Annotated in this window: 20 protein-coding genes and 1 tRNA gene; 15 read left to right on the top strand and 6 right to left on the bottom strand. The window is 71.4% G+C overall.

Translation table 11 applies throughout. The features are described from left to right. Nucleotides 1–55 precede the first annotated feature (55 nt). The 3 genes from AC3DEV_RS02980 to AC3DEV_RS02970 form a co-directional block, all read right to left on the bottom strand. A complete protein-coding gene (locus AC3DEV_RS02980; RefSeq protein WP_488371248.1) occupies nucleotides 56–1504 on the bottom strand; it encodes an alpha,alpha-trehalose-phosphate synthase (UDP-forming) in 1449 nt (482 codons plus the stop codon). Nucleotides 1505–1538: 34 nt separating this feature from the next. Further along, complete coding sequence (locus AC3DEV_RS02975) at nucleotides 1539–1721, bottom strand: hypothetical protein (protein WP_067711921.1); 183 nt, start codon at nucleotides 1719–1721, stop codon at nucleotides 1539–1541. Between the two features lie 70 nt (nucleotides 1722–1791). Then, nucleotides 1792–3174 carry a threonine/serine exporter family protein gene (locus AC3DEV_RS02970; RefSeq protein ID WP_253696030.1) on the bottom strand — a complete coding sequence of 461 codons (1383 nt, stop codon included), beginning with the start codon at nucleotides 3172–3174 and terminating at the stop codon, nucleotides 1792–1794. A 77-nt stretch (nucleotides 3175–3251) separates the two neighbouring features. Between AC3DEV_RS02970 and AC3DEV_RS02965 the strand changes: the two genes are divergently transcribed. The 3 genes from AC3DEV_RS02965 (at nucleotide 3252) to AC3DEV_RS02955 (ending at nucleotide 4286) form a co-directional block, all read left to right on the top strand. Next, a tRNA-Thr gene (locus tag AC3DEV_RS02965) sits at nucleotides 3252–3324 on the top strand. 178 nt (nucleotides 3325–3502) lie between these two features. Further along, entirely contained in the window at nucleotides 3503–3877 is a 375-nt protein-coding gene (locus AC3DEV_RS02960; protein ID WP_363426409.1) for a nuclear transport factor 2 family protein, read from the top strand. Next, entirely contained in the window at nucleotides 3861–4286 is a 426-nt protein-coding gene (locus tag AC3DEV_RS02955) for a nuclear transport factor 2 family protein (RefSeq protein WP_488371247.1), read from the top strand. The genes AC3DEV_RS02960 and AC3DEV_RS02955 overlap by 17 nt, the downstream gene beginning before the upstream one ends. Before the next feature lie 34 nt (nucleotides 4287–4320). Here AC3DEV_RS02955 and AC3DEV_RS02950 read toward each other — a convergent pair whose 3' ends face one another. Continuing rightward, on the bottom strand, nucleotides 4321–4749 hold the full coding sequence (locus AC3DEV_RS02950; RefSeq protein ID WP_067711927.1) for an HIT family protein: 429 nt from the start codon (nucleotides 4747–4749) through the stop codon (nucleotides 4321–4323). 126 nt (nucleotides 4750–4875) lie between these two features. Between AC3DEV_RS02950 and AC3DEV_RS02945 the strand changes: the two genes are divergently transcribed. Together AC3DEV_RS02945 and purD are read left to right on the top strand one after the other, a co-directional pair. After that, nucleotides 4876–5580, top strand: coding sequence for a TetR/AcrR family transcriptional regulator (locus tag AC3DEV_RS02945; RefSeq protein WP_396468090.1), 705 nt, complete (start codon nucleotides 4876–4878; stop codon nucleotides 5578–5580). Between the two features lie 58 nt (nucleotides 5581–5638). Beyond that, nucleotides 5639–6895, top strand: a complete 1257-nt coding sequence (purD, locus tag AC3DEV_RS02940) for a phosphoribosylamine--glycine ligase (protein WP_120285136.1) — start codon at nucleotides 5639–5641, stop codon at nucleotides 6893–6895. A gap of 14 nt (nucleotides 6896–6909) precedes the next feature. On the opposite strand, the gene idi is transcribed toward purD, so the two are convergent. Together idi and AC3DEV_RS02930 are read right to left on the bottom strand one after the other, a co-directional pair. Continuing rightward, nucleotides 6910–7494 (bottom strand): isopentenyl-diphosphate Delta-isomerase, encoded by a 585-nt coding sequence (idi, locus tag AC3DEV_RS02935; RefSeq protein WP_488371246.1) that lies wholly within the window; start codon nucleotides 7492–7494, stop codon nucleotides 6910–6912. An 83-nt stretch (nucleotides 7495–7577) separates the two neighbouring features. Beyond that, nucleotides 7578–8729 carry an acyl-CoA dehydrogenase family protein gene (locus AC3DEV_RS02930; RefSeq protein WP_119191923.1) on the bottom strand — a complete coding sequence of 384 codons (1152 nt, stop codon included), beginning with the start codon at nucleotides 8727–8729 and terminating at the stop codon, nucleotides 7578–7580. A gap of 164 nt (nucleotides 8730–8893) precedes the next feature. On the opposite strand from AC3DEV_RS02930, the gene AC3DEV_RS02925 reads away from it, so the two are divergent. From AC3DEV_RS02925 to AC3DEV_RS02880, 10 genes are all read left to right on the top strand, one after another. Next, nucleotides 8894–10525 carry an AMP-binding protein gene (locus tag AC3DEV_RS02925; protein ID WP_119191924.1) on the top strand — a complete coding sequence of 544 codons (1632 nt, stop codon included), beginning with the start codon at nucleotides 8894–8896 and terminating at the stop codon, nucleotides 10523–10525. Nucleotides 10526–10664: 139 nt separating this feature from the next. Beyond that, complete coding sequence (locus AC3DEV_RS02920) at nucleotides 10665–12143, top strand: family 43 glycosylhydrolase (RefSeq protein WP_488371245.1); 1479 nt, start codon at nucleotides 10665–10667, stop codon at nucleotides 12141–12143. A gap of 89 nt (nucleotides 12144–12232) precedes the next feature. Beyond that, nucleotides 12233–13945 (top strand): SLC13 family permease, encoded by a 1713-nt coding sequence (locus tag AC3DEV_RS02915; protein WP_488371244.1) that lies wholly within the window; start codon nucleotides 12233–12235, stop codon nucleotides 13943–13945. A gap of 30 nt (nucleotides 13946–13975) precedes the next feature. After that, a complete protein-coding gene (locus tag AC3DEV_RS02910; protein ID WP_488371243.1) occupies nucleotides 13976–15151 on the top strand; it encodes an aminotransferase class I/II-fold pyridoxal phosphate-dependent enzyme in 1176 nt (391 codons plus the stop codon). A gap of 68 nt (nucleotides 15152–15219) precedes the next feature. Next, nucleotides 15220–15363, top strand: coding sequence for a hypothetical protein (locus AC3DEV_RS02905; RefSeq protein ID WP_156776009.1), 144 nt, complete (start codon nucleotides 15220–15222; stop codon nucleotides 15361–15363). Nucleotides 15364–15385: 22 nt separating this feature from the next. Then, entirely contained in the window at nucleotides 15386–16825 is a 1440-nt protein-coding gene (purB, locus tag AC3DEV_RS02900) for an adenylosuccinate lyase (protein WP_488371242.1), read from the top strand. Between the two features lie 78 nt (nucleotides 16826–16903). Beyond that, nucleotides 16904–17122, top strand: coding sequence for a hypothetical protein (locus AC3DEV_RS02895; protein WP_396444175.1), 219 nt, complete (start codon nucleotides 16904–16906; stop codon nucleotides 17120–17122). A gap of 54 nt (nucleotides 17123–17176) precedes the next feature. Further along, nucleotides 17177–18040, top strand: coding sequence for an alpha/beta hydrolase (locus AC3DEV_RS02890; RefSeq protein ID WP_488371241.1), 864 nt, complete (start codon nucleotides 17177–17179; stop codon nucleotides 18038–18040). 70 nt (nucleotides 18041–18110) lie between these two features. Continuing rightward, entirely contained in the window at nucleotides 18111–19004 is an 894-nt protein-coding gene (locus AC3DEV_RS02885; RefSeq protein ID WP_069389287.1) for a phosphoribosylaminoimidazolesuccinocarboxamide synthase, read from the top strand. Further along, nucleotides 19001–21262: a S9 family peptidase gene (locus AC3DEV_RS02880; RefSeq protein ID WP_488371240.1), complete on the top strand. Its 2262-nt coding sequence runs from the start codon at nucleotides 19001–19003 to the stop codon at nucleotides 21260–21262. The genes AC3DEV_RS02885 and AC3DEV_RS02880 overlap by 4 nt, the downstream gene beginning before the upstream one ends. Nucleotides 21263–21521 lie beyond the last annotated feature (259 nt).

Genomic DNA, 21521 nt, shown 5'->3' with positions numbered 1-21521 from the left:
CTCTGACCGCCGGCCGGCGCCCGGGTATGGGGCGCCGCCCGGGGCGGACGGGGTCCTAGTCGCCCGAGGTGGCGTCGAGGGTGTTGAAGAACCGGCGGGCCCACGCGTGGACGTCATTGCTCAACACCTGCCGACGCAGTGACCGCATGCGGCGACGACGGTCGTCGGGGTTGTCGTCGACGGCGGCCATGATGGCGTCCTTAACCCCGTCGAGATCGTGCGGGTTGCACAGGTACGCCTGGCGTAGCTCCGCGGCGGCGCCGGCGAACTCGCTGAGCACCAGGGCGCCCTCGCCGTCGGTGCACGAGGCCACGTACTCCTTGGCCACCAGGTTCATGCCGTCCCGCACGGGCGTCACCAGCATGACGTCGGCGGCCGCGTAGAACGCCGCCAGTTCCGTCTTGGGGACGGGCCGGTGGATGTAGGTCACCACGGGGTGCCCGATCTCGCCGAACGTGCCGTTGATGCGGCCCACCGACTCCTCGATCCGCGACCGCATGATCTGGTACTGCTCGACCCGCTCGCGGCTCGGCGTGGCCAGCTGGAGGAGGGTCACGTCGGCGGGCTCCAGGCGCCCCTCCTCGAACAGCTCCTCGAGCGCGCGCAGGCGGACGTCGATGCCCTTGGTGTAGTCCAGACGGTCCACGCCCAGCAGGAGGACCCGCGGCGAACCCAACTCCTCGCGCAGGCGGGCGGCGCGGGCCTGGGTCTCGCGCGTGCGGGCCGTGGCGTCCACGGCCGCGGAGTCGATGGAGATGGGGAACGCGCCGACCCGCACCATGCGGCCGTCCACCCGGATCTCGGAGGCGCGGCCCCGCGTCGACCGCAGTCGGACGGACGGGTAGCCGCGCAGGCGGTTGGCGAGGATCCGGAAGTTGTCCGCTCCGCCGGGCAGGTGGAAACCCACCAGGTCCGCGCCGAGCATGCCCTCGACCAGCTCGGTGCGCCACGGCAGCTGCATGAACAGTTCGACGGGCGGGAACGGGATGTGGAGGAAGAACCCGATGGTCAGGTCGGGCCGCAGCTCGCGCAGCAGACAGGGCACCAGCAACAGCTGGTAGTCCTGCACCCAGACGGTGGCGCCCTCGGCGGCCGCTTCCGCGGTGGCCTCGGCGAAACGGGTGTTGATCTCGCGGTACGCGTTCCACCATTCGCGGTGGTACTCGGCCGGCACCACCACGTCGTGGAACAACGGCCAGAGGGTGGCGTTGGAGAAACCCTCGTAGTAGAGCTCGACGTCCTGGGCGGACAGGGTGACCGAGTGGAGGCGGATGCCGTCCGCGTCGAACGGTTCGGGGGCGGCGTCGGGGACGCCGGGCCAGCCCACCCAGGCGCCGTCGTTGGCCTTGAGGATGGACTCCAGCGCCGTCACGAGACCGCCGGGGCTGGCCTTCCAGTGTTCGGTGCCGTCCCTGTCGATGACGAGGTCCACGGGGAGACGATTGGCGACGACGACGAAGTCGGCACCTGCTCCGGTGGACGTCTGCCCGGTACCGCTCGTCATCGGTTGCCCCCTCGCGTGGATCGCTGTGGTCTGGTTACTCGGCGTCCGCCGTCACCTGCGGCTCCGGACCGATCCCCAGCATGTCGAGGAGCATCCGGCACTCGTCGGCGTCGGCCGAGTACGAGGCCACGACCTTGCGGGCCATGTCGGCGGTCTCGTCCGCGACCGGCTCCAGGTCGTCGAGCTCGGGTTCTTTGCTGGCGGCGGCGGATGCCATCGGTGTCCTCCTGTGATCGGTGGGGGGCGCGCGCCCTGTTCGGGCGACATCGTCCGCTGCCGATCCTACGTCACCCGTCCGCGGCCGCCGACCGGCGCAGATTGCGGGTCACCCACTCACCGAACACGATCCCGGCGGCCAGTGCCACCGCGATCGCCAACGCCTGGAACATCAGGCCCAGACCGATACCCGTCTGGTCGCTCGTCAGCGCCGACAGGCCGCGGTACACGGACAGGCCCGGCAGGAACGGCGTGATGCCGGCGATGGTCACCACCAGCGGCGGGACGGTCGCGATACGGGCGAGGATGCCGCCGATCAGGCCCATCGTGCAGGCCGCGAGCGCGGACCCCACCACCACGCCCAGGCCGGTGGCCATGACCGCCTGGAAGATGAGCATCCCTATCGCGCCGACGGCAGCGGCGAGCCAGGTCGCGCGCACCGTCGCATAGCTCGCCACGGCGAACCCGGCGGCGCCCACGCCCGCGGCGAACACCGCGATGTGGACCGCCGCGTTGCCGGCGATGGCCGGGTCGATCGGGGGCGGGGACATGCCGAGGCGTTCGAACGCGGCGAGTGCGATCGTGATCCCGCCCAGCACACCGCCGGTCATGACCATCGTCTCGACCCCTCGCCCGGCAGAGGTCACGGGGAACCCGGTGATGGCGTCCTCGATGGCACCGACGAGGGTGAGCCCGGCGAGCAGCACGATGATCCCGGCCGCGACCAGCTGGGACGGTTGGACCTCGATGAAGTTGTTGCTCACGGCCACGTACGCGGCGAGGGCCCACGCGGCCGCGATGAACCCACCCACGACCTGCTGGAAGAAGCTCGGGAGTCGGTGGCTGTCCAGGTAGCGGTTGGCGTACATCAGGGCGAACGTCGAGACCATGGAGATGAGGCCGGCCAGCGGGCTACCCCCGAGCTGGATGACGACCGCGCACCCCAGCATCGCCCACCCCAGGACCGCGACGCGGAAGGAGTGCGGGTGCGGGGAGGCCACGATCCTCTCGACCTCGGCGGCGGCCTGGTCGACGGTGAGCTGGCGGCGCACGATGAGGTCGATGAGGCGGGAGACGCGGGTCACCCGTGTCATGTCGACGGTGCGGTAGTTGACCACCCGGATGACCGAGATCGGCGGTCGTCCGCGACGTCGGTTGACCCCGATGGTCAGCGACGTGAAGGTGACCTCCACGGTCGCGCCCGGCAGGCCGAACGCCGCCGCCACGGACTCGGCCTGGGCGACGGTGTCCGCGGCGCCCTCTCCGGAAGACAGCAGGATCCCGCCGATCTCGAGGGCGAGGTTGAGGACATCGGTGACGGCGCCGTCGTCGTCGAGGTCGACCGGCGCCATGGGGGACAGCGGGGGCTCGACCGCCAGGTCCATGGCGGACTTGCGCAGTCCCATCCACGCCAGGGGTCGGGTGAGCGGTGCCGGTGCGTCGCGGGTCTCCACGGTGCACACCGTAGTCAAGAGCCCCGACGGTGGCCGGGTTAGGATGACTGGCGGGCCGCGGCGGTGTCGCCGCCCGTGCTGGAGTGGCGCAATTGGTAGCGCACCCGACTTGTAATCGGGCGGTTGCGAGTTCAAGTCTCGTCTCCAGCTCTCGAGTGGCATCGGCGTTCGAGCCGGAAGCTGAGGGCACGCCATGTGTCGGGCCGTCGGTGGTGGCCGCGGGATGCGGCCCCGAGCGGGACCCCCAGTTCAGTGATCATTGTTAGCCTCCGTCTACTGGTGAGTAGAATGTTCTCAACATTCCCGTCGCCAGAAGGACGCCGCCGAGATGACGCAGTCCGCAACAGAGATCGCCACTGCGTGGATGGCCGCCCTCGCCTCGGGCGACGCCGAGCGGACCATCGCACTGTCTTCTCCGTCGATCGTCTATACGACAGGCCAGGTCAGGCGCTACGAGGGGCACGATGGTGTCCGCGACATCGTGTCCGACCTCTCCCGATTGGCCGGTTTCCTCACGGTCGGGGTGGAGGGGGAGATCCTGGAGTCCGAGGGGGTCGTCGCGCTGCGCCGCCTCGAGCGGTACACCCTGCCCAGCGGCGGGATCGAGATCCGGGGGTGTTCGTTCGTGGAAGTGGAGGACGGGGTGGTCACGCGATGGTCGGATTACAAGAGCATGGAAACGATCGATGACGTTATCGGATGACGGGGCGGCGAGCGGCATGGGCGGGCGACGTCCGCGTGACGGGGGCCCCGGCGACGTGGCGAGGGCGTTGGTCGAGGCGGCGTTCTCCGGCGATTTCGAGGCCGCCCGGTCGTACTGCGCTCCGGATATCATCCTGACGCTGGAAGGCAGCCAGACCGTCAGGGGCCACGAGGGGCTCCGGCAGATCATGGAGTTCAACGCCGATGTCGCCTCCGACGTCGTCCTCCAGATCCACCATGTGCTCGGCTCCGGGAACACCGCGGCGCTCAATCGCACCACCCGCCTCACGGTGGGCGGGAAGCGGTTACGGGTCGAGGTCGGATCGTTCTTCACCCTCCGCGACGGGCTCGTCGCGGAGTGGACCGACTACCAGGACATGCAGAACGTCTGGCGAGCGCTCGGCCACTGAACCGGAGGGGCGGGATGAGGAGTCGGGGTCCGGGTCAGGCCTCCGGCACGAACTCCCCGTAGCCCAGTTCGCGCAGCGACCGCCGGATGGTCTCGGCCGCCGCGTCGGATTCCTCGGCGGGCGCGTCGGGGTCCGCCAGCGACAGGTCGAATCCGGACATGTCGTCGGCGGGGAAGATGTGGATGTGGGTGTGCGGCACCTCGAAGCCGGCGATGAGATACCCGGCGCGCGCCGCACCGAGGCCTCCCACGACCGCCTTGCCGACGGCCTGTGCGACCTCGTTGAGCCGGGTCAGCAGCGCGGGTTCGAGATCGGTCCACCGATCGACCTCCGCGCGCGGGACGACCAGCGTGTGGCCGGGCGCGACTGGCGCGATGGTGAGGAAGGCGACCACCTCGGGGTCCTTCCAGACGAACCGGCCCGGCAGTTCACCGGCGATGATCTTGCTGAAAACGGTCGACATGGGCCCCAGCCTACGTATCGGGGGCGATGACCTCAGGTGGCAGACTGGCGAAAAGTGGTCTAATGGATGTATCCGCCACCCGCCGGGTGGCCCCCGTTCTCTCTACACACGCGAAGGAGCATCGACATGGTCGAGGCAGGTATTGCGACGGCAGAGGGCGCGGTGAAGAAGAAGGCCTACCACCACGGCGATCTGCGCAACGCCATCATCCAGGAGGCCACCGCTCGCGCGAGGGTCTCGGGGGAGAAGGCGATCATCCTCCGCGAGATCGCCCCGCACATCGGGGTGTCCGCCACCGCGGCGTACCGCCATTTCGCGAATCGGCAGCAGCTCGTCGAGGAGGTCGCGGCCCGCGGGTTCGTCGAGCTGGTCGGTCGCGTGGCGGCCGCGGCCGTCGGCGGTGCGGTGTCCGATCCGGTCCTCGCCGCCTACCGCGAGCTGCGCGAAGCGGCTCTCGCCGTGGTGGAGTTCTCGATCGACGAGCCTGCGTGGGCCCGCACGATGATGGAGAACCTGGGCCCGTCGGAGACCGTCGCCGCGCACGCCGATGCCATCAATGTGGAATTGCAGGCGATCGTCGAGCGCGGGATCGAGGCGGGGGCGTTCCGGCCCGGGGTCGTCATGAACGACGAGCTGCCGCTGTGGGCGGCGATCGACGGCCTCAGCGCCCAGGCGATGTTCGGGATCCGCCCGATGCGGACCCCGGACGCCGCACGGTCGACCGCACGGACCATTGATCTGTGTCTGACGGACCTGCTCACCGACGAGGGGCTGCGGGCCCGCGACGCGGCGTTCCCCGCCGCCGACATCACCGCCGACGCAGGGGTCTAGGGCCCGTTCGTTCCGGGCCGGGCCAGCCCGGCGCAGTGGCCGGGCTACTGTGGTCGTCGTGCGCATTCTCGTGATCGGTTCCGGTGCCCGTGAGCACGCCCTCCTCGTCGCCCTCGCCGCGGATCCCGCGGTGACGGAGTTGCACGCCGCGCCGGGCAACCCCGGCATGGTGCAGGCGCAGTGTCACGAACTCACGGTGACCGATCCGGCGGCCGTGACGGCCCTGGCCCGCAAGCTCGACGCCGGACTGGTCGTCATCGGTCCCGAGGTGCCCCTGGTCGCGGGCGTCGCTGACGCCCTGCGCGAGGCCGGGATCCCGGTGTTCGGCCCGTCCGCCGAGGCCGCGCGCATCGAGGGGTCCAAGGCGTTCGCCAAGGACGTCATGGCGGCTGCGGGTGTGAAGACCGCGCGCGCCGAGATCGTGGACTCGCCCGCCGACCTCGACGACGCACTCGACCGCTTCGGACCGACCTGGGTGGTCAAGGACGACGGGTTGGCCGCCGGCAAGGGAGTCGTCGTGACACCCGATCGCAACGCGGCCCGGGCGCACGCTCTCGCCTGTCTCGACGACGGGCACCCGGTGCTGTTGGAGTCGTTCCTCGATGGCCCGGAGGTCTCCCTGTTCTGTCTGGTCGACGGCGAGACCGTCGTGCCGTTGCTGCCCGCCCAGGACCACAAGCGGGTCGGCGAGGGCGATCGCGGTCCCAACACCGGCGGGATGGGCGCCTACACGCCGCTGCCGTGGTTGCCGCAGGGGATGGTCGACCGGATCGTCACGGAGGTGTGCGAGCCGGTGGCCCGCGAGATGGTCGCCCGTGGCTGCGGCTTCTCCGGCCTGCTGTACGCGGGGCTGGCGATCACCTCGTCCGGGCCCGAGGTCGTGGAGTTCAACTGCCGCTTCGGCGACCCGGAGACACAGGCCGTGCTGGCGCTGCTCGAGTCGCCGCTGGGCGAGACCCTGCACTCCGTGGCCACCGGCCGACTGGCCGACCTCCCGCCGCTGGTGTGGCGGGACGGCGCCGCCGTGACCGTGGTCCTGGCAGCCGAGCACTACCCGGCGACGCCGCGGCGCGGTGACCTCATCGAAGGTGCCGAACAGCCGGGCGTGCTCCACGCCGGCACGGCCCGCGACGCGGAGGGCCGGCTCGTCTCCGCCGGGGGTCGGGTCCTGTCGGTCGTGGGCACGGGGGCGGACCTGACAGCGGCCCGGGCCGAGGCCTACCGGATCCTCGACGGCATCGAGCTCGGCGGCGGGCATTTCCGCCGGGACATCGGCCAGGCCGCCGAGGAGGGGCGCATCAGCCTCCCCGGCTGACGCGCCCCGCGCGATCAGCGCGAGTAGAGCTCCATCCGGGGCACCTGCGCGACCAACCACGGGCTGAAGGCGAACGGGGTGGCGTCGACCGAGGTGCGGACATCCGTCGGGCGGGCCCAGTGGTGCGCGCACACCTCGTCGGCCCGCGGGTTCACCTCGGCGCGGATGCGGGCGGTGAACACCGGACAGATCTCGTTCTCGACGATTCCCGAGTCGTCGACGGCCCGATAGCGGAAGTCCGGTACCGCGGGTTCGATCGAGTCCACTCGGGTTCCGAGCTCCTGCTCGGCCCGCCGGACTATCGCCTCGACCGGATCCTCGCCCGGGCCGGGGTGGCCGCAGAACGAGTTGGTCCAGATCCCGGGCCACGTCCGCTTGTCCAGAGCTCGCCGAGTGAGGAGTACGCGCCCCTCGTCGTCGACCACATGGCACGAGAACGCCAGGTGGAGCGGCGTATCCGTGGTGTGGACCGTGGCCTTGTCGGCGGTGCCGATCGGGTTGGCGTCGTCGTCGAGGAGGACGACGAGCTCGGCCGGCCCGGACGGCGACACGGTGGCGCGGGACCCGGCGGTGGCGGGGGACTCGGAAGGGGAGGACATGCCGCCCAGCCTAGGCATTTCCGGCGGGCACGGCCGCCGCGCGCAGCCGGAGGGCCGCCGAGCGGGGCGCAGCCGGAAGCCGATCAGCCCGCGAGGCTGCGGGCGATCACCAGCCGCTGGATCTGGTTGGTGCCCTCGAAGATCTGGGTGATCTTGGCCTCGCGCATGTACCGCTCGACCGGGAACTCGCGGGTGTAACCCACACCGCCCAGGACCTGCACCGCGTCGGTCGTCACCTTCATGGCGGCGTCGGTGGCGGTGAGCTTGGCGATCGAGGCCTCCCGCGAGTACGGGCGGCCGGCGTCCTTGCGGCGGGCGGCGTCGAGGTAGGAGGCGCGGGCCGAGGCCACCGCGGCGGCCATGTCGGCGAGGAGGAAGCCCAGCCCCTGGTGGCCGATGATCGTCTTGCCGAACGCCTCGCGCTCGCGGGCATAGGCGACCGCGTCGTCGAGGGCGCGCTGGGCGATGCCGGTGGCCACCGCGGCGATCCCGAGGCGGCCGGAGTCCAGGGCCGAGAACGCGATGCGCAGGCCGTCGCCCTCCGCGCCGAGCAGGCGGTCCGCGTCGACCCGGGCGCCCTCGTACGAGGCGGTGGTGGTGGGGACGCCGTTGAGGCCCATCTTGTCCTCGGGCTTGCCGAAGTGTAGGCCCTCGGTCTCGCGCGGAATGAGCAGGCACGAGATCCCACGGGAGCCCTCGCCGGTGCGGACGAAGGTGTTGTAGACGTCCGCGATCCCGCCGTGGGTGATCCACGACTTGGTGCCATTGACGACGAACACGGAGCCCGGGCCGTCGCCCTCCCGCTCCGCGCGGCACCGCAGGGCGGCGGCGTCCGACCCGGCCTGCGGCTCGGACAGCGAGTACGCGCCGATCTGCTCGCCGGCGAGCATGCCCGGCAGCCACTCGGCCTTCTGCGCGTCGGTCCCGGCGGTGGCCAGCGGGAAGCAGGACAGGCCGTGCACGCTGGTCGCCACGGCGACGGCCGCCCAGCGGGCGCCGAGCTCCTCCAACACCTGGAGGTACACCTCGTAGGGCTGGTCGCCGCCGCCGAACTCCTCCGGGTAGGGCAGGCCCAGCAGCCCGACCTCGCCGAGCTGGGCGAACAGGCCCTCGGGGTAGGTGTGGTTCCGCTCGTGCTCGGCGGCGATCGGCTCGAGGAGTTTGTCCGCGACGGAACGCGTCATCTCGAGCAGTTCGTACGCCTCGTCGCTGGGGAGCAGGCGGTCCACGGCCATGGGGGTCCTCCGGGTGCGGGTGGGGGACCGTGCGGTCCCCGGGGTCGGTCGACTCCCATTAGAGTGCACCGCCACCACACGGACCGCCCAGCCCCGATAGTGGGGGTGCCCGTTGGTGGGTGCTGCTGGTGCGTCGTGGGTCACGTGCGACACAATCTGGCGGTATGACCGAGAACACCGCGTCCACGCCCCTGTCGCCGGAGCAGTTGCTGGCGATCTACGACGTCCCCGGTGCGAGCGCCGCGGAGTTCCTGTGCGACCGCCACGCCCCCGAGGCGGTCGCCTTCACCGTCATCGACGCCGACCTGTCCGGGCGGGACATCACCTACGGTGAGCTGCGGACCGAGAGCGAGAAGGTCGCCGCGGCGCTGGCCGAGCTCGGCGTGGGCGAGGGCGACCGGGTGGCCACGCTGATGTCCAAGTCCGCGGACCTGGTGTTCACCCTCATGGGGATCTGGCGACTCGGTGCCGTCCACATGCCGCTGTTCACCGCGTTCGCGTGGCCGGCCATCGAGATGCGTCTCACCGGTGGCGACGCCAAGGTGGTCGTCTCCGACGCGGACCAGCGAGGAAAGCTCGAGAGCGTCGCCGTCCCGGTGGTCGTCGCCGGCCTGGCGGACTGCCCCGAGGCCCGAGACGGCGACCTCGACCTGGCCGCGATCACCGCCGCCCAGCAGCCCGGCCTCGCCGCGGCGGTCACCGGCCCGGACGCCGGCCTGGTCATGCTGTTCACCTCCGGCACCACCGGCACCCCGAAGGGCGTCGTCGTGCCGGTGCGCGCCCTGGCCGCGTTCCACCAGTACATCGAGACGGGCCTGGACGTGCGGGCCGACGACGTGTTCTGGAACGGCGCCGACCCGGGCTGGGCGTACGGCCTCTACTACGGCATCCTCGGCCCACTGGCGGTCGGCCGTCGGAGCCTGCTGCTGCACGCCCGCTACAGCCCGGAGCTGGCGTTCGCGGTCCTGCAGTACTTCCACGTCACCAACTTCGCGGCCGCGCCGACGGTGTACCGCACCATGCGGGCCAAGCGGGACATCGCGCCGGCCGACGTCACGCTCCGCCGAGCCTCGGCCGCCGGTGAGCCGCTCACCCCCGAGGTGATCGAGTGGTCGACCGAGCAGTTCGGCGTCGAGGTGCGCGACCAGTACGGGCAGACCGAGCACGGGATGTTCATCATCAACCCGTGGCATGACTCGCTGCGGGAGGACGTGCGCCCGGGCTCCATGGGCGTGCCGCTGCCGGGCTGGTCGTGCACCGTGCTCGCCGCGGACTCCGACGAGCCCGCTCCCGTCGGCGAGCTGGGCCGCGTGGCGATCGACGTCCCCGCCAGCCCCCTCATGTGGTTCACCGGCTACCACCAGGCCCCGGAGAAGACCGCCGAGCGCTTCAGCGCGGACGGGCGCTGGTACTACACCGGCGACGCCGCCAAGCTCGACGCGGACGGCCACTTCTACTTCTCGAGCCGCGACGACGACGTGATCATCATGTCCGGGTACCGCATCGGCCCGTTCGACGTGGAGTCCGTCCTGGCCAAGCACCCGGACGTGCTCGAGTCGGCGGTCATCGGCGTCCCCGACGACCTGGCCGGGGAGGTCCTCGAGGCGTACGTGGTCCTGCGCGACGGCGTGGAGGGTGGCCCGGAGGCCGAGTCCGGCCTGCAGAAGTGGGTCAAGACGGAGTTCGCCGCCCACGCCTTCCCGCGCCGGATCCACTTCGTCCGCGAGCTGCCCAAGACCCCGTCGGGCAAGATCCAGCGGTTCCTGCTGCGCAAGGAGCGCGCCGGACAGGCCTGAGCGCGCCGGACAGGCCTGAGCGCGCCGGGCAGGCCTGAGGCGGCCCGCGCCGCGCGTCGCCACCACCGGCACCGCATCCGCCCCGACCGAACGCGGTGAACGCGGTTCACACACCCCGTGACGGGTCTACCCTCAGCACATGAAACCGGCGGCGGCTGCCCGTGCTCTCGTGTCCGCGGCGCTCGTCGTCGTCGTCCCTCTCGCCTCGGCGACCGCCGCGGCGACGGCGGCGGCCAACCCGGTGATCTCCTCGGTCGCCCCCGACCCCTCCGTGCAGCGGGGCGCCGACGGTGCGTTCCACGTCCACGCGACCTCGGACGACTGGGGCGACGGCGCCGGGTCCCGCCTCATCCCGCACTTCCGGTCCTTCGACCTGGTGGAGTGGGAGTACGTGGGCGACGCGTTCGCCGCCCGGCCCGCGTGGGCCCCGCCCGGTTCGTTCCTGTGGGCGCCCGACGTCCACCTCACCGCGACGGGCGCCGTCATGTACTACACGACCGGGGGCGCCGCGCCCTGTATCGGCCGGGCCACCGCGCCGGGCGTCGACGGCCCGTGGACGCACGATCCGGCGCCGATCGTCTGCCACGGCGCCCCGGAGCCGTATCAGGACCTGGACCCGATGGACCCCGAGGTGGTGGTCACCGACGCGGGCCCGGTCATGCTCATGGGGAATTTCGAGGGCATTCACGCGGTGCCGATGAACGCCACCGGCACGGCGCTGGACGGCGACCCCGTGCTCGTCGCCGGCCCCGGCGTGGAGGCCCCGGCCGTGGTCACCCGTGAGGGGCGCACGCACCTGTTCACCAGCGCCGGGCTGTGCTGCGACGGGGAGGCCTCGCAGTACCGCGTGCTGGGCGGCCGCGCCGACGGACTGTTCGGGCCGTACGAGGACAGGACCGGGCGCCCGTTGGTGCAGGCGCCGGGCGAGCCCCTTCCCGGTGACGTCATCCTGCGCGGTGACGCCGACTGGGTGGGCCCGGGGCACGTGGACGTGGCCACCGACGACGCCGGCCGGGACTGGATGCTCTACCACGCCGCGCCGCGCGGCAGCGCCGTGCTGCCGGGCGGCGTGCAGCGGCGCTACCTGATGCTCGATCGGCTGGACTGGGTGGGCGGCTGGCCGGTCGTCGGGGACGGGACCCCGTCGGAGTCGAGGGCCACCGATCCGGTGGTGGCGCTCCCCGTCCGCCTCACCGCGGTGGGGCAGGCCGCACTGCGACCGGTCGACGACGACACCGACGCAGACGACGACGACGAGGTGATCGACCTGTCGGTACGGGTCGCCTCCACCGGCACCGCCTACTCCGGCGAGGTCCGGGCCACCATCACCGGCCCGGACAAGCGACGGCTCGCACTGCCGATCGTGACCGGCACCGGGGACCTGCCGGCCGTCCCGGTGAGCGTGGGCGCCGGGGCGTCGGTGGACCGCCTGCTGACGCTCCGGCCGGCCGCGCCGCTCGCCCCGGGCCGCCACGAACTGGTGGTCTCGATCGGTGCCGCGGATGGCGGCGCGGCGCAGGAACTGGCGGTGTTCGGCCTCGAGGTCGCCCCGGACGGAACGCTGTCACTCGGATCGGGCGCACTCGGATCCGCCCCGATCGGATCGTCCGGCTCCTGATCGGATGTGAGGCGGCCGTCCCGGGGTTACCGTGAGCGCCAGAGCACCCCGCTGGGAGGCGTCGGGGTGACCGGCGGAGGGAGCGGGCCATGACCGGCGGGGGCACGGACGCGGGCGGCACCGACGACCGCAGGATCGTGATGGCACCACACCTGCGGGGTCTGGAGCCGGACCCCGACCGCGGGATGGAGATCGGCCAGAAGTCACCCGGCGAGCTCGACCCCGCGGTGCCGCGGGGCGAGTTCGTCCGCAGTGTGATCGGCACCGTCGTCGGGCTGGTGGCGGCCGTGATCCTGTACCTGGTCATGCCGGGCGATCTCGAACACAACGCGCGCCTCACCGCGGCGGTCGCCGTGCTCCTGGGCATCTGGTGGATGACCGAGTGCATCCCCATCCCGGCCACCGCGTTGGTGCCGCTCATCGTCTTCCCCGTCCTGGGTGAGGACGTCTCGGTCAACGACGTGGGCGCCGAGTACGGCAACAACATCATCTTCCTGTTCATGGGCGGCTTCCTCATCGCGATCGCCATGCAGCGCTGGAACCTGCACCGGCGGATCGCCCTGCTCACCGTGCGCGCGATGGGCACCCGGTCGACCCGGGTGGTCGCCGGGTTCATGATCGCCACCGCCTTCCTGAGCATGTGGGTGTCCAACACGGCCACGGCGGTGATGATGCTGCCGATCGGGGTGTCGGTGCTGATGCTCGCTTCCGAGCTCGGTGGGAAGGACGGCGCCGGCTCCGGTGGGAACGGCGGCGCCGGTGGGAACGACGGAGCCGGTGGGAACGACGGCGAGGACGCGATCCCCCGGATGGACTCCTCGTCCGATCCGCGTTCCGATCAGGTGAAGCAGGCCGTGATCCGGTCGAACTTCGGCACGGCGCTGATGCTGGGCATCGCCTATGCGGCGTCGGTCGGGTCGCTGGCGACCATCATCGGCACCCCGCCCAACACCCTTCTCGCCGGTTATCTGGAGGGTGAGCACGACATCGTCCTGGGTTTCGGTCGCTGGATGCTGGTCGGATTGCCGCTGGCGGTGGTCATGCTCGTGATCACGTGGTTCCTCCTCACCAAGGTCCTGTTCCGTCCCGAGATCGAGCGGATCCCCGGGGGTCGGGCACTGTTCGACGACGAACTGCGCAGGCTCGGCCCGACCTCGTCGGGCGAACGGCGCGTCCTGGCGGTGTTCGTCGCGGCGGCCGTGGCCTGGGTGGCCGTGCCGCTGGTGTGGGAGGACCCGCCGATCTCGGACGCCGGGATCGCGCTCACCGCCGGACTGCTGCTGTTCCTGCTGCCGGCCGGCACCGAGCGCGGGGTGCGGCTGCTCACCTGGGACGCCGCGCTGGGCCTGCCGTGGGGCGTGCTGCTGCTGTTCGGCGGCGGACTGGCACTGTCCGCACAGTTCTCCGGTTCCGGGCTCACCGGGTGGATCGGCGAGCAGGCGTCGGCGCTGGACGCGCTGCCGACCGTCGCGTTGGTGCTCGTCGCGGCCGCCGGGGTCCTGTTCCTCACCGAGCTGACGAGCAACACCGCCACCGCCGCCACGTTCCTGCCGGTGGCCGGTGGCGTCGCCCTCGGCCTGGACCTGGATCCGATGTTCCTGGCCGTCCCGGTCGCGCTCGCCGCCACCTGCGCCTTCATGCTCCCGGTGGCGACCCCGCCCAACGCGATCGCCTACGGCTCGGGATACGTGACCATCGGCCAGATGATCCGCGGCGGGATCTGGCTCAACCTGATCGGGTTGATCGCCATCACCGCGGTCACCATGACGCTGTTGGTGTGGGTGTTCGGGCTGACCGGCTGATCGTCTGACCGGCGCGCTAGCGTCGGGGGCATGCCCGTCGCACGCGAACCCTCCCGCCGCTCGGCCGTCGAGCCCTTCCACGTCATGAGCGTCCTCGCCGCCGCCGCCCGCCGGCAGGAGACCCACGGCGACGTCATCTCGCTGTGCGCGGGGCAGCCCTCGACCCCGGCCCCCGGCCCGGTGCTCGCCGCCGCCCGCCACGCCCTGGACACCGAGATCCTCGGATACACCGAGGCGCTGGGTATCCGGCCGCTCCGCGAGGCGATCGCGGGGTACCACCGGCGGCGGGACGGGGTGGACGTGACGGCCGACGACGTCGTCGTCACCACCGGGTCCTCCGGCGGCTTCACCGTGCTGTTCCTCGCCGCGTTCGACCCCGGCGACACCGTCGTGATGGCACGCCCCGGCTACCCCGCCTACCGCAACACCCTCCAGGCCCTGGGCTGCCGGGTCCACGAGATCGCCTGCGGCCACGAGACCCGGTACCAACCCACGGTCGCGCAGCTCGAGGCGGTGACGGCGGAACTGGGGCACGCGCCCGCCGGCCTCATCGTGGCGAGCCCGGCGAACCCCACCGGCACGATCATCGACGCGGGCGAACTCGAGGCCCTCGCGGGCTGGTGCGAGGCCCACGGCACGCTGCTCGTCAGCGATGAGATCTACCACGGCGTCACCTACGGCCGCCGGTGTGCGAGCGCGTGGCAGACCAGCCGCGAGGCCGTGGTGATGGGCTCGGTGTCCAAGTACTTCTCCATGACCGGCTGGCGGATCGGCTGGATGCTGCTCCCGCAGTACCTGCGCGACCCCGTGGACCGCCTGATCGGCAATCTCACCATCTGTCCGCCCGCCGATGCCCAGTTCGCCGCCGTCGCCGCGTTCACCGAAGCCGCTGCCGCCGAGCTGGACGGCCACGTCCAGCGGTACGCCCGAAACCGCGACCTGGTCCTGCGCCGACTGGGCGAGCTGGGCGTGGGGGAGATCGCGCCACCCGACGGCGCCTTCTACGCGTACTTCGACGTCTCACGCTGGACCGACGACTCGGTGGCGTGGTGCGCGGAGGTCCTCGAGCGAACAGGGGTCGCGTTGACGCCGGGCGTCGACTTCGACACCGTCGACGGTGGCCACACCGTCCGGCTGAGCTTCGCCGGCGGCACCGAGGAGATCGCCGAGGCGATGGACCGGCTGGAGGCCGTGCTCGCCCCGTAGGTACCGGCCCCGCGGGCGGCTGTGATGTACGGCCCCCGCCGGCGCCCGCGGAGCGCTACGGTCGGCGCATGGGTTCCGCCGAGATCATCACCGCCATCGTCTACGTCACCCGGCCGTGGCTGCTGGCGCAGGCTCCGCTCACGGTGGAGCAGGTCTACCTCAACGCCCGGGAGATCCTGGCCGGGTCCACCGGCGGCTCGATGATCTCCTGACCGGGCTGCGATACTGGGGGGCGTGACCGCCCAGAGCAGCAAGCCCCGCATCTCCAACGTCCTCGCCTCGCGCTACGCGAGCGCCGACCTGGCCACGCTGTGGTCCGCCGAGCACAAGATCGTGCTCGAGCGGCAGCTGTGGATCGCGGTGCTGCGCGCACAACGCGACCTGGGCATCGACGTCCCCGACGGGGTGATCGAGGCCTACGAGGCGGTGATCGACCGCGTCGACCTCGGCTCGATCGCCGAGCGCGAGCGCGTCACCCGGCACGACGTCAAGGCCCGGATCGAGGAGTTCAACGACCTCGCCGGCCATGAGCACATCCACAAGGGCATGACGAGCCGGGACCTCACCGAGAACGTCGAGCAGCTCCAGGTGGTGCGGTCACTCGAGCTCGTCCGCGACCGGGGCGTCGCCGCGGTCCGGCGTCTGGCCGAGCACGCCGTCGCCCACCGCGACACCGTGATGGCCGGGCGCAGCCACAACGTCGCCGCGCAGGCCACCACGCTGGGCAAGCGTTTCGCCTCCGCGGCCGACGAACTGCTGGTGGCGTTGGAGCGCGTGGAGTCGTTGCTCGAGCGGTACCCCCTGCGCGGCATCAAGGGCCCGATGGGCACGGCGCAGGACATGCTCGACCTCCTCGGTGGCGACGCCGCCAAGCTGGCCGAGCTCGAGGGGCGGATCGCCGAGCATCTCGGTTTCGCCCGCACCTTCGATTCGGTGGGCCAGGTCTACCCGCGGTCGCTGGACCACGAGGTCGTCTCGGCGCTCGTGCAGCTCGGCGCCGGCCCGTCGTCGTTGGCGCAGACCATCCGGCTCATGGCCGGGCACGAGCTGGTCACCGAGGGCTTCCAGCCCGGCCAGGTCGGCTCGTCCGCGATGCCGCACAAGATGAACACCCGCTCCTGCGAGCGCGTGAACGGTCTGCAGGTCGTTCTCCGCGGTTACGGCTCCATGGCCGCCGAACTCGCGGGCGCGCAGTGGAACGAGGGCGACGTCTTCTGCTCCGTGGTGCGTCGTGTCGCGCTGCCGGATGCGTTCTTCGCCCTGGACGGAATGTTCGAGACGTTCCTCACCGTGCTCGACGAGTTCGGCGCCTACCCGGCCGTGATCGACAAGGAGCTCCAGCGCTACCTGCCGTTCCTCGCCACCACCAAGGTCCTCATGGCCGCGGTGCGCGCCGGGGTCGGCCGCGAGGTCGCGCACGAGGCGATCAAGGAGAACGCGGTGGCGGTGGCGCTGGCCATGCGCGAGGAGGGCCGCGAACCCGATCTGCTGGACCGGCTCGCCGCCGACGACCGGCTGCCGCTGGATCGCGCCGCGCTCGAGGAGGCGCTCGCGGATCGTGCCGCGTTCGTCGGCGCCGCCGGCGACCAGGTCGACGCGGTCGCCGCCCGCGTCGAGGCGCTCGTGGCCCGCCACCCGGAGGCGGCCGGCTACACGCCGGGTTCGATCCTCTGACAGCCGGTCCGTAACTCGTCGGGCCCCCCGACCGATAAGCCTTGTACACCGAAGGCGGCGGGGTCCTCCCGTCGCCGAGTGACGAGGAAGGACCACCTCATGGTCACCAGGCCCGACGGCTCCCTCGGGGGCGCACTGTACGACGTGTTCGGGATGATCCAGGCCGGGCTCGCCACGGCCAGTTCGGCCGTCGGGATCGACCCGGGGGCGTTCATGCAGCAGTTCTACGTTCCGATCGCGTTCTCTCTGATGCCGCTCGGTGCCGGCAGCCTCATCCTGGACCAGCTCGGGATCTGAGGCGGCCGGTCAATCGACGTCGCCGGTGGGGCTACCGGCGCTACTCTCGTGCTCATGCGCCAGACCCCCGTTCCCGTCCCCGGCACCTCCGGCCTGCAGGTGACCCTGCACCACGCTGACCAGCCCCGGGCGTTGCTGCTGCTCGTGCACGGCTTCGCCGAGCACTCCGGCCGGTACGGGCGGACGATCCGCTTCCTCACCGACCGGGGGATCAGTGTTGCCTCCTACGATCTGCGTGGCCACGGCACGGCTCCCGGGCCCCGCGCCAAGGTGTCGATGGAGACGCACATCCGCGACAACCTCGCGGTGCGTGACGCGGTGGTGGAGTGGAGCCGGTCGGCCGACGGGGGCGGGGCCGAGTCCCTGCCCCGGTTGCTGATGGGGCATTCGATGGGTGGGTTGATCGCGGGGGAGTCCGCGCTCCGGCGGCCGTGGGACCTCAAGGGCCTCATCCTCTCCTCGCCCGGGCTCGTCGTGGGGGAGGGGACCCCGGCACCGCTGCGCGTGGCGGCGCCCGTGATCGCTCGTCTCCTGCCGTTCCTGCCGGTGGAGAAGCTCGACCCGCACGACATCTCCCGAGTGCCCGAGTACGTCGAGGACTACACCTCGGATCCGCTGGTCCACCACAAGGGCGTGCCCGCGGTGACGGCGGGGACGATGCTCGCCGGCGGCCTCAAGTTCATCGAGCGGTCGCCGGCACTGCGGTTGCCGACGCTGATCCTCAACGGCTCGGCCGACACCATCACCTATCCGTCGGGCGCTCGGCGCTTCGCGCAGATCGCCGGTTCGGACCACGACCCGCGCCCGGAGATCACCTACCGGGAATTCGAGGGCGGCCTCCACGAGCTGTTCAACGACTTGTGCGCCGAGGACGCGTACGCGGCGTTGGGGGAGTGGCTCGAGGCCCGACTGGGCTGAGTCCGACCAACCACGGGTGGGGGCCGACGGTCTCGACTCGGGACGTGGGCCTCCGGCTACGCTGGCCGTCATGCGACCCGATCTCTCCTCTTACCGCCATCTCGTCTCCGGAAAGGTCCGCGAGCTGTACGAGATCGACGGTGAGACGCTCCTCCTGGTGGCCACCGACCGCATCTCCGCCTACGACCACGTTCTCGGCACGCCCATCCCGGACAAGGGCCGCGTGCTCACCGCGATGAGCGCCTACTTCTTCGACGCCCTCGACGTGCCCAACCACCTGGCCGGGACGCTGGACGACGAGCGCATCCCGCTCGAGGTGCTCGGCCGCGCGATGGTGGTCCGTCGACTCGACATGGTTCCGGCCGAGTGTGTGGCCCGCGGTTACCTGACCGGGTCGGGGATGACCGAGTACCGGGAGTCGGGGACCGTGTGTGGCATCGAGCTGCCCGGGGGCCTGGTCGAGGCCAGCCGACTGCCCGAGCCGATCTTCACCCCGGCCACCAAGGCGGCGGTGGGGGATCACGACGAGAACATCTCGTTCGATCAGCTCACCGGGATCGTCGGGGCCGAGCTGGCCGAGCAGCTGCGTACGGCGACGCTGGACGTCTACGCGCGGGCCGCGGAGATGGCGGCCGAGCGCGGAGTGCTGCTGGCGGACACCAAGTTCGAGTTCGGCCTGGCGGACGGGGAGCTGATCCTGGCCGACGAGGTGCTCACCCCGGACTCATCGCGCTACTGGCCCGCTGACGAGTATTCGCCGGGCCGTGTGCAACCGAGCTTCGACAAGCAGTACGTGCGGAACTGGTTGACGGGCCCGGAGGCGGGCTGGAACTCCGATGCCGACACCCCGCCACCGGCTCTGCCGCAGGAGGTCGTGGACGCGACGCGGGCGCGCTACATCGAGGCCTACGAGCGCATCTCGGGCCGCTCGTTCGCCGACTGGATCGGGGGCGACGCAGCGTGAGCTCCACCGAGACGACCGACACCGACAAGACCGGCACCGATACCGCCACCGCAGCCACTGCCACCGCGACGGGTCAGACGCCCACGCCGCCGCAGGCCGAGCGCCGTCCTTTCCGTCGCGAGCACCACGGCCGCGTCTTCGTCGACGACTACGAATGGTTGCGCGACAAGGACGCTCCCGCGACCCGTGCGTACCTCGAGGCGGAGAACGCCTACACCGATGCGATGACCGCCGACCTCAAGCCCCTGGAGGGCGAGGTCTACGAGGAGATCCGCTCCCGCGTCAAGGAGACCGACATGTCGGTTCCCGTGCGCGCCAGCGGCTGGTGGTACTTCTCGCGCACCGAGGAGGGCCGCTCGTACGCCAGGCACTGTCGGGTCCCGGTCCCGCAGCAGTTCGTCGACGACCCGTCGGACGCCGCGGGCTGGGTTCCGCCCGAGGTCTCCCCGGACGTGGAGTTGCCGGGTGAGCAGTTGCTCCTCGACGGCAACTCCGAGGCGGAGGGTCACGACTACTTCGCGCTGGGCGCGTTCTCGGTCAGCCACGACGGCCGCGCACTGGCGTGGGCCACGGATACGGAGGGCGACGAGCGGTACACGCTGCGCTTCCGCTCGCTCGACCCGGACTACACGGCCCCGGACGAGGAGATCTCCGGGATCGCCGCCGGTGTGACCTGGTCCCGCGATGGCCGGTACGTCTTCTACGTCACGGTCGACGACGCCTGGCGGCCGGACACGGTGTGGCGTCACCGGCTGGGCACGACGAGGGACGACGACGACAAGGTCTTCCACGAGCCCGACGAGTCCTACTGGATCGGGGTCGGCGAGACACGCAGCGAAAAGTTCCTGCAGATAGCGGCGGGGTCCAAGATCACCACCGAGGTGTGGTGCCTGGACTCGAACGATCCCGCCGGCGAGTTCTGGTGCGTCCGGCCGCGGCAGGAGGGCGTCGAGTACGACGTCGAGCACGCGGTCGTCGGTGGCGAGGACCGGTTCATCATCACCCACAACGACGGCGCCCCGAACTACGAGGTGGTCGAGGCGCCTGTCGGTCCGATCGAGGGCGAGCTGCGGGATCTGCGCACGCTGGTGGCCCACCGTGACGACGTCCGGGTGGAGGGCGTGGACGCCTTCGCGCGCGTGCTGGTGCTGGGGTACCGCGAAGCGGCGCTGCCGCGGTTCGCGCTGATGCCGCTCGAGCAGGGGTCCACGGCGGGAGTCGAGGCGTACGGGCGGTTCGAGCCCGTCGAGTTCGACGAGGAGCTGTACACCTCCGGTCCGGGGTCCAACCCGGAGTGGGACTCGCCGGTCCTGCGGTTCGGCTTCGGTTCGTTCGTCACGCCGGGCCGGGTCTACTCGCTCGACCTCGCCTCGGGGGAGCGGACGCTGCTGCGTGAGCAGGAGGTGCTCGGCGGGTACGACCCGAGCGGCTACGTCCAGCGACGCGACTGGGCGACGGCAGCGGACGGCACCCGGGTGCCGATCTCGCTGGTGATGTCCACCGGCACCGCCGCCCGCGTCGATGCCGGCGAGCAGGTGCCGACGCTGCTGTACGGCTACGGCTCGTACGAGACCAGCATCGATCCCGCGTTCTCGGTGGCGAGGCTCTCGCTGCTCGACCGGGGGATGGCCTTCGCCGTGGCGCACGTGCGGGGCGGCGGTGAGATGGGCCGGCTCTGGTACGAGAACGGCAAGACGCACACGAAGCGCAACACCTTCACCGACTTCGTCGACTGTGCGCGACACCTGGTCGACTCCGGGCTCACCGCCCCGGACCGGTTGGTCGCCGAGGGCGGAAGCGCGGGCGGTCTGCTGATGGGGGCGGTCGCGAATCTGGCCCCCGAGTTGTTCGCGGGCATCCAGGCCGTGGTGCCGTTCGTCGACCCGCTCACCTCGATCCTCATGCCGGAGCTGCCGCTGACGGTGATCGAGTGGGACGAGTGGGGCGATCCGCTGCACTCCGAGGAGGTCTACGACTACATGGCCTCGTACGCCCCGTACGAGAACATCGAGGCCAAGGACTATCCGGCCATCCTCGCGGTGACCTCGCTCAACGACACCCGGGTGCTGTACGTGGAGCCCGCCAAGTGGGTGGCCAGGCTGCGGGCGGTGTCCCCGTCGGCCAACTCGGCAGATCGGCCGGTGCTGCTGCGCTGTGAGATGAGCGCGGGGCACGGGGGAGTGTCCGGGCGATATGAGCGGTGGCGTCAGACCGCGTTCGAGTACGCGTGGACCGTCCGCACGGCGGGCGCAGGCTAGACCCGCCCGGCCCGCCCGGCCCGCCCGCTAGACCCGCCCGGCGCCCACCCGGAGTCGCGCCCACCCCACCCAGCGCCCACCCCGCCCAGCGCCCACCCCACCCCGAGGATCCGCTACTCCAATTCGGGATCTGCCCTGTGGCTCAGGCTGGTTGTGAGTCGGCGATGGGCGCTGGCGGGAGGGTGTCGAGATGACGGTGGTTGTTCCATCACGCGAGCGCAGCGTTGAGGAGAGGCGGCGGTTGGCGCTTGAGTATGTC

The organism is Dietzia sp. IBK-p2-15D (assembly GCF_057773105.1).
The sequence above is the reverse complement of the archived record's forward strand: the minus strand, read 5'-3'. Positions and strand labels throughout refer to the sequence as shown.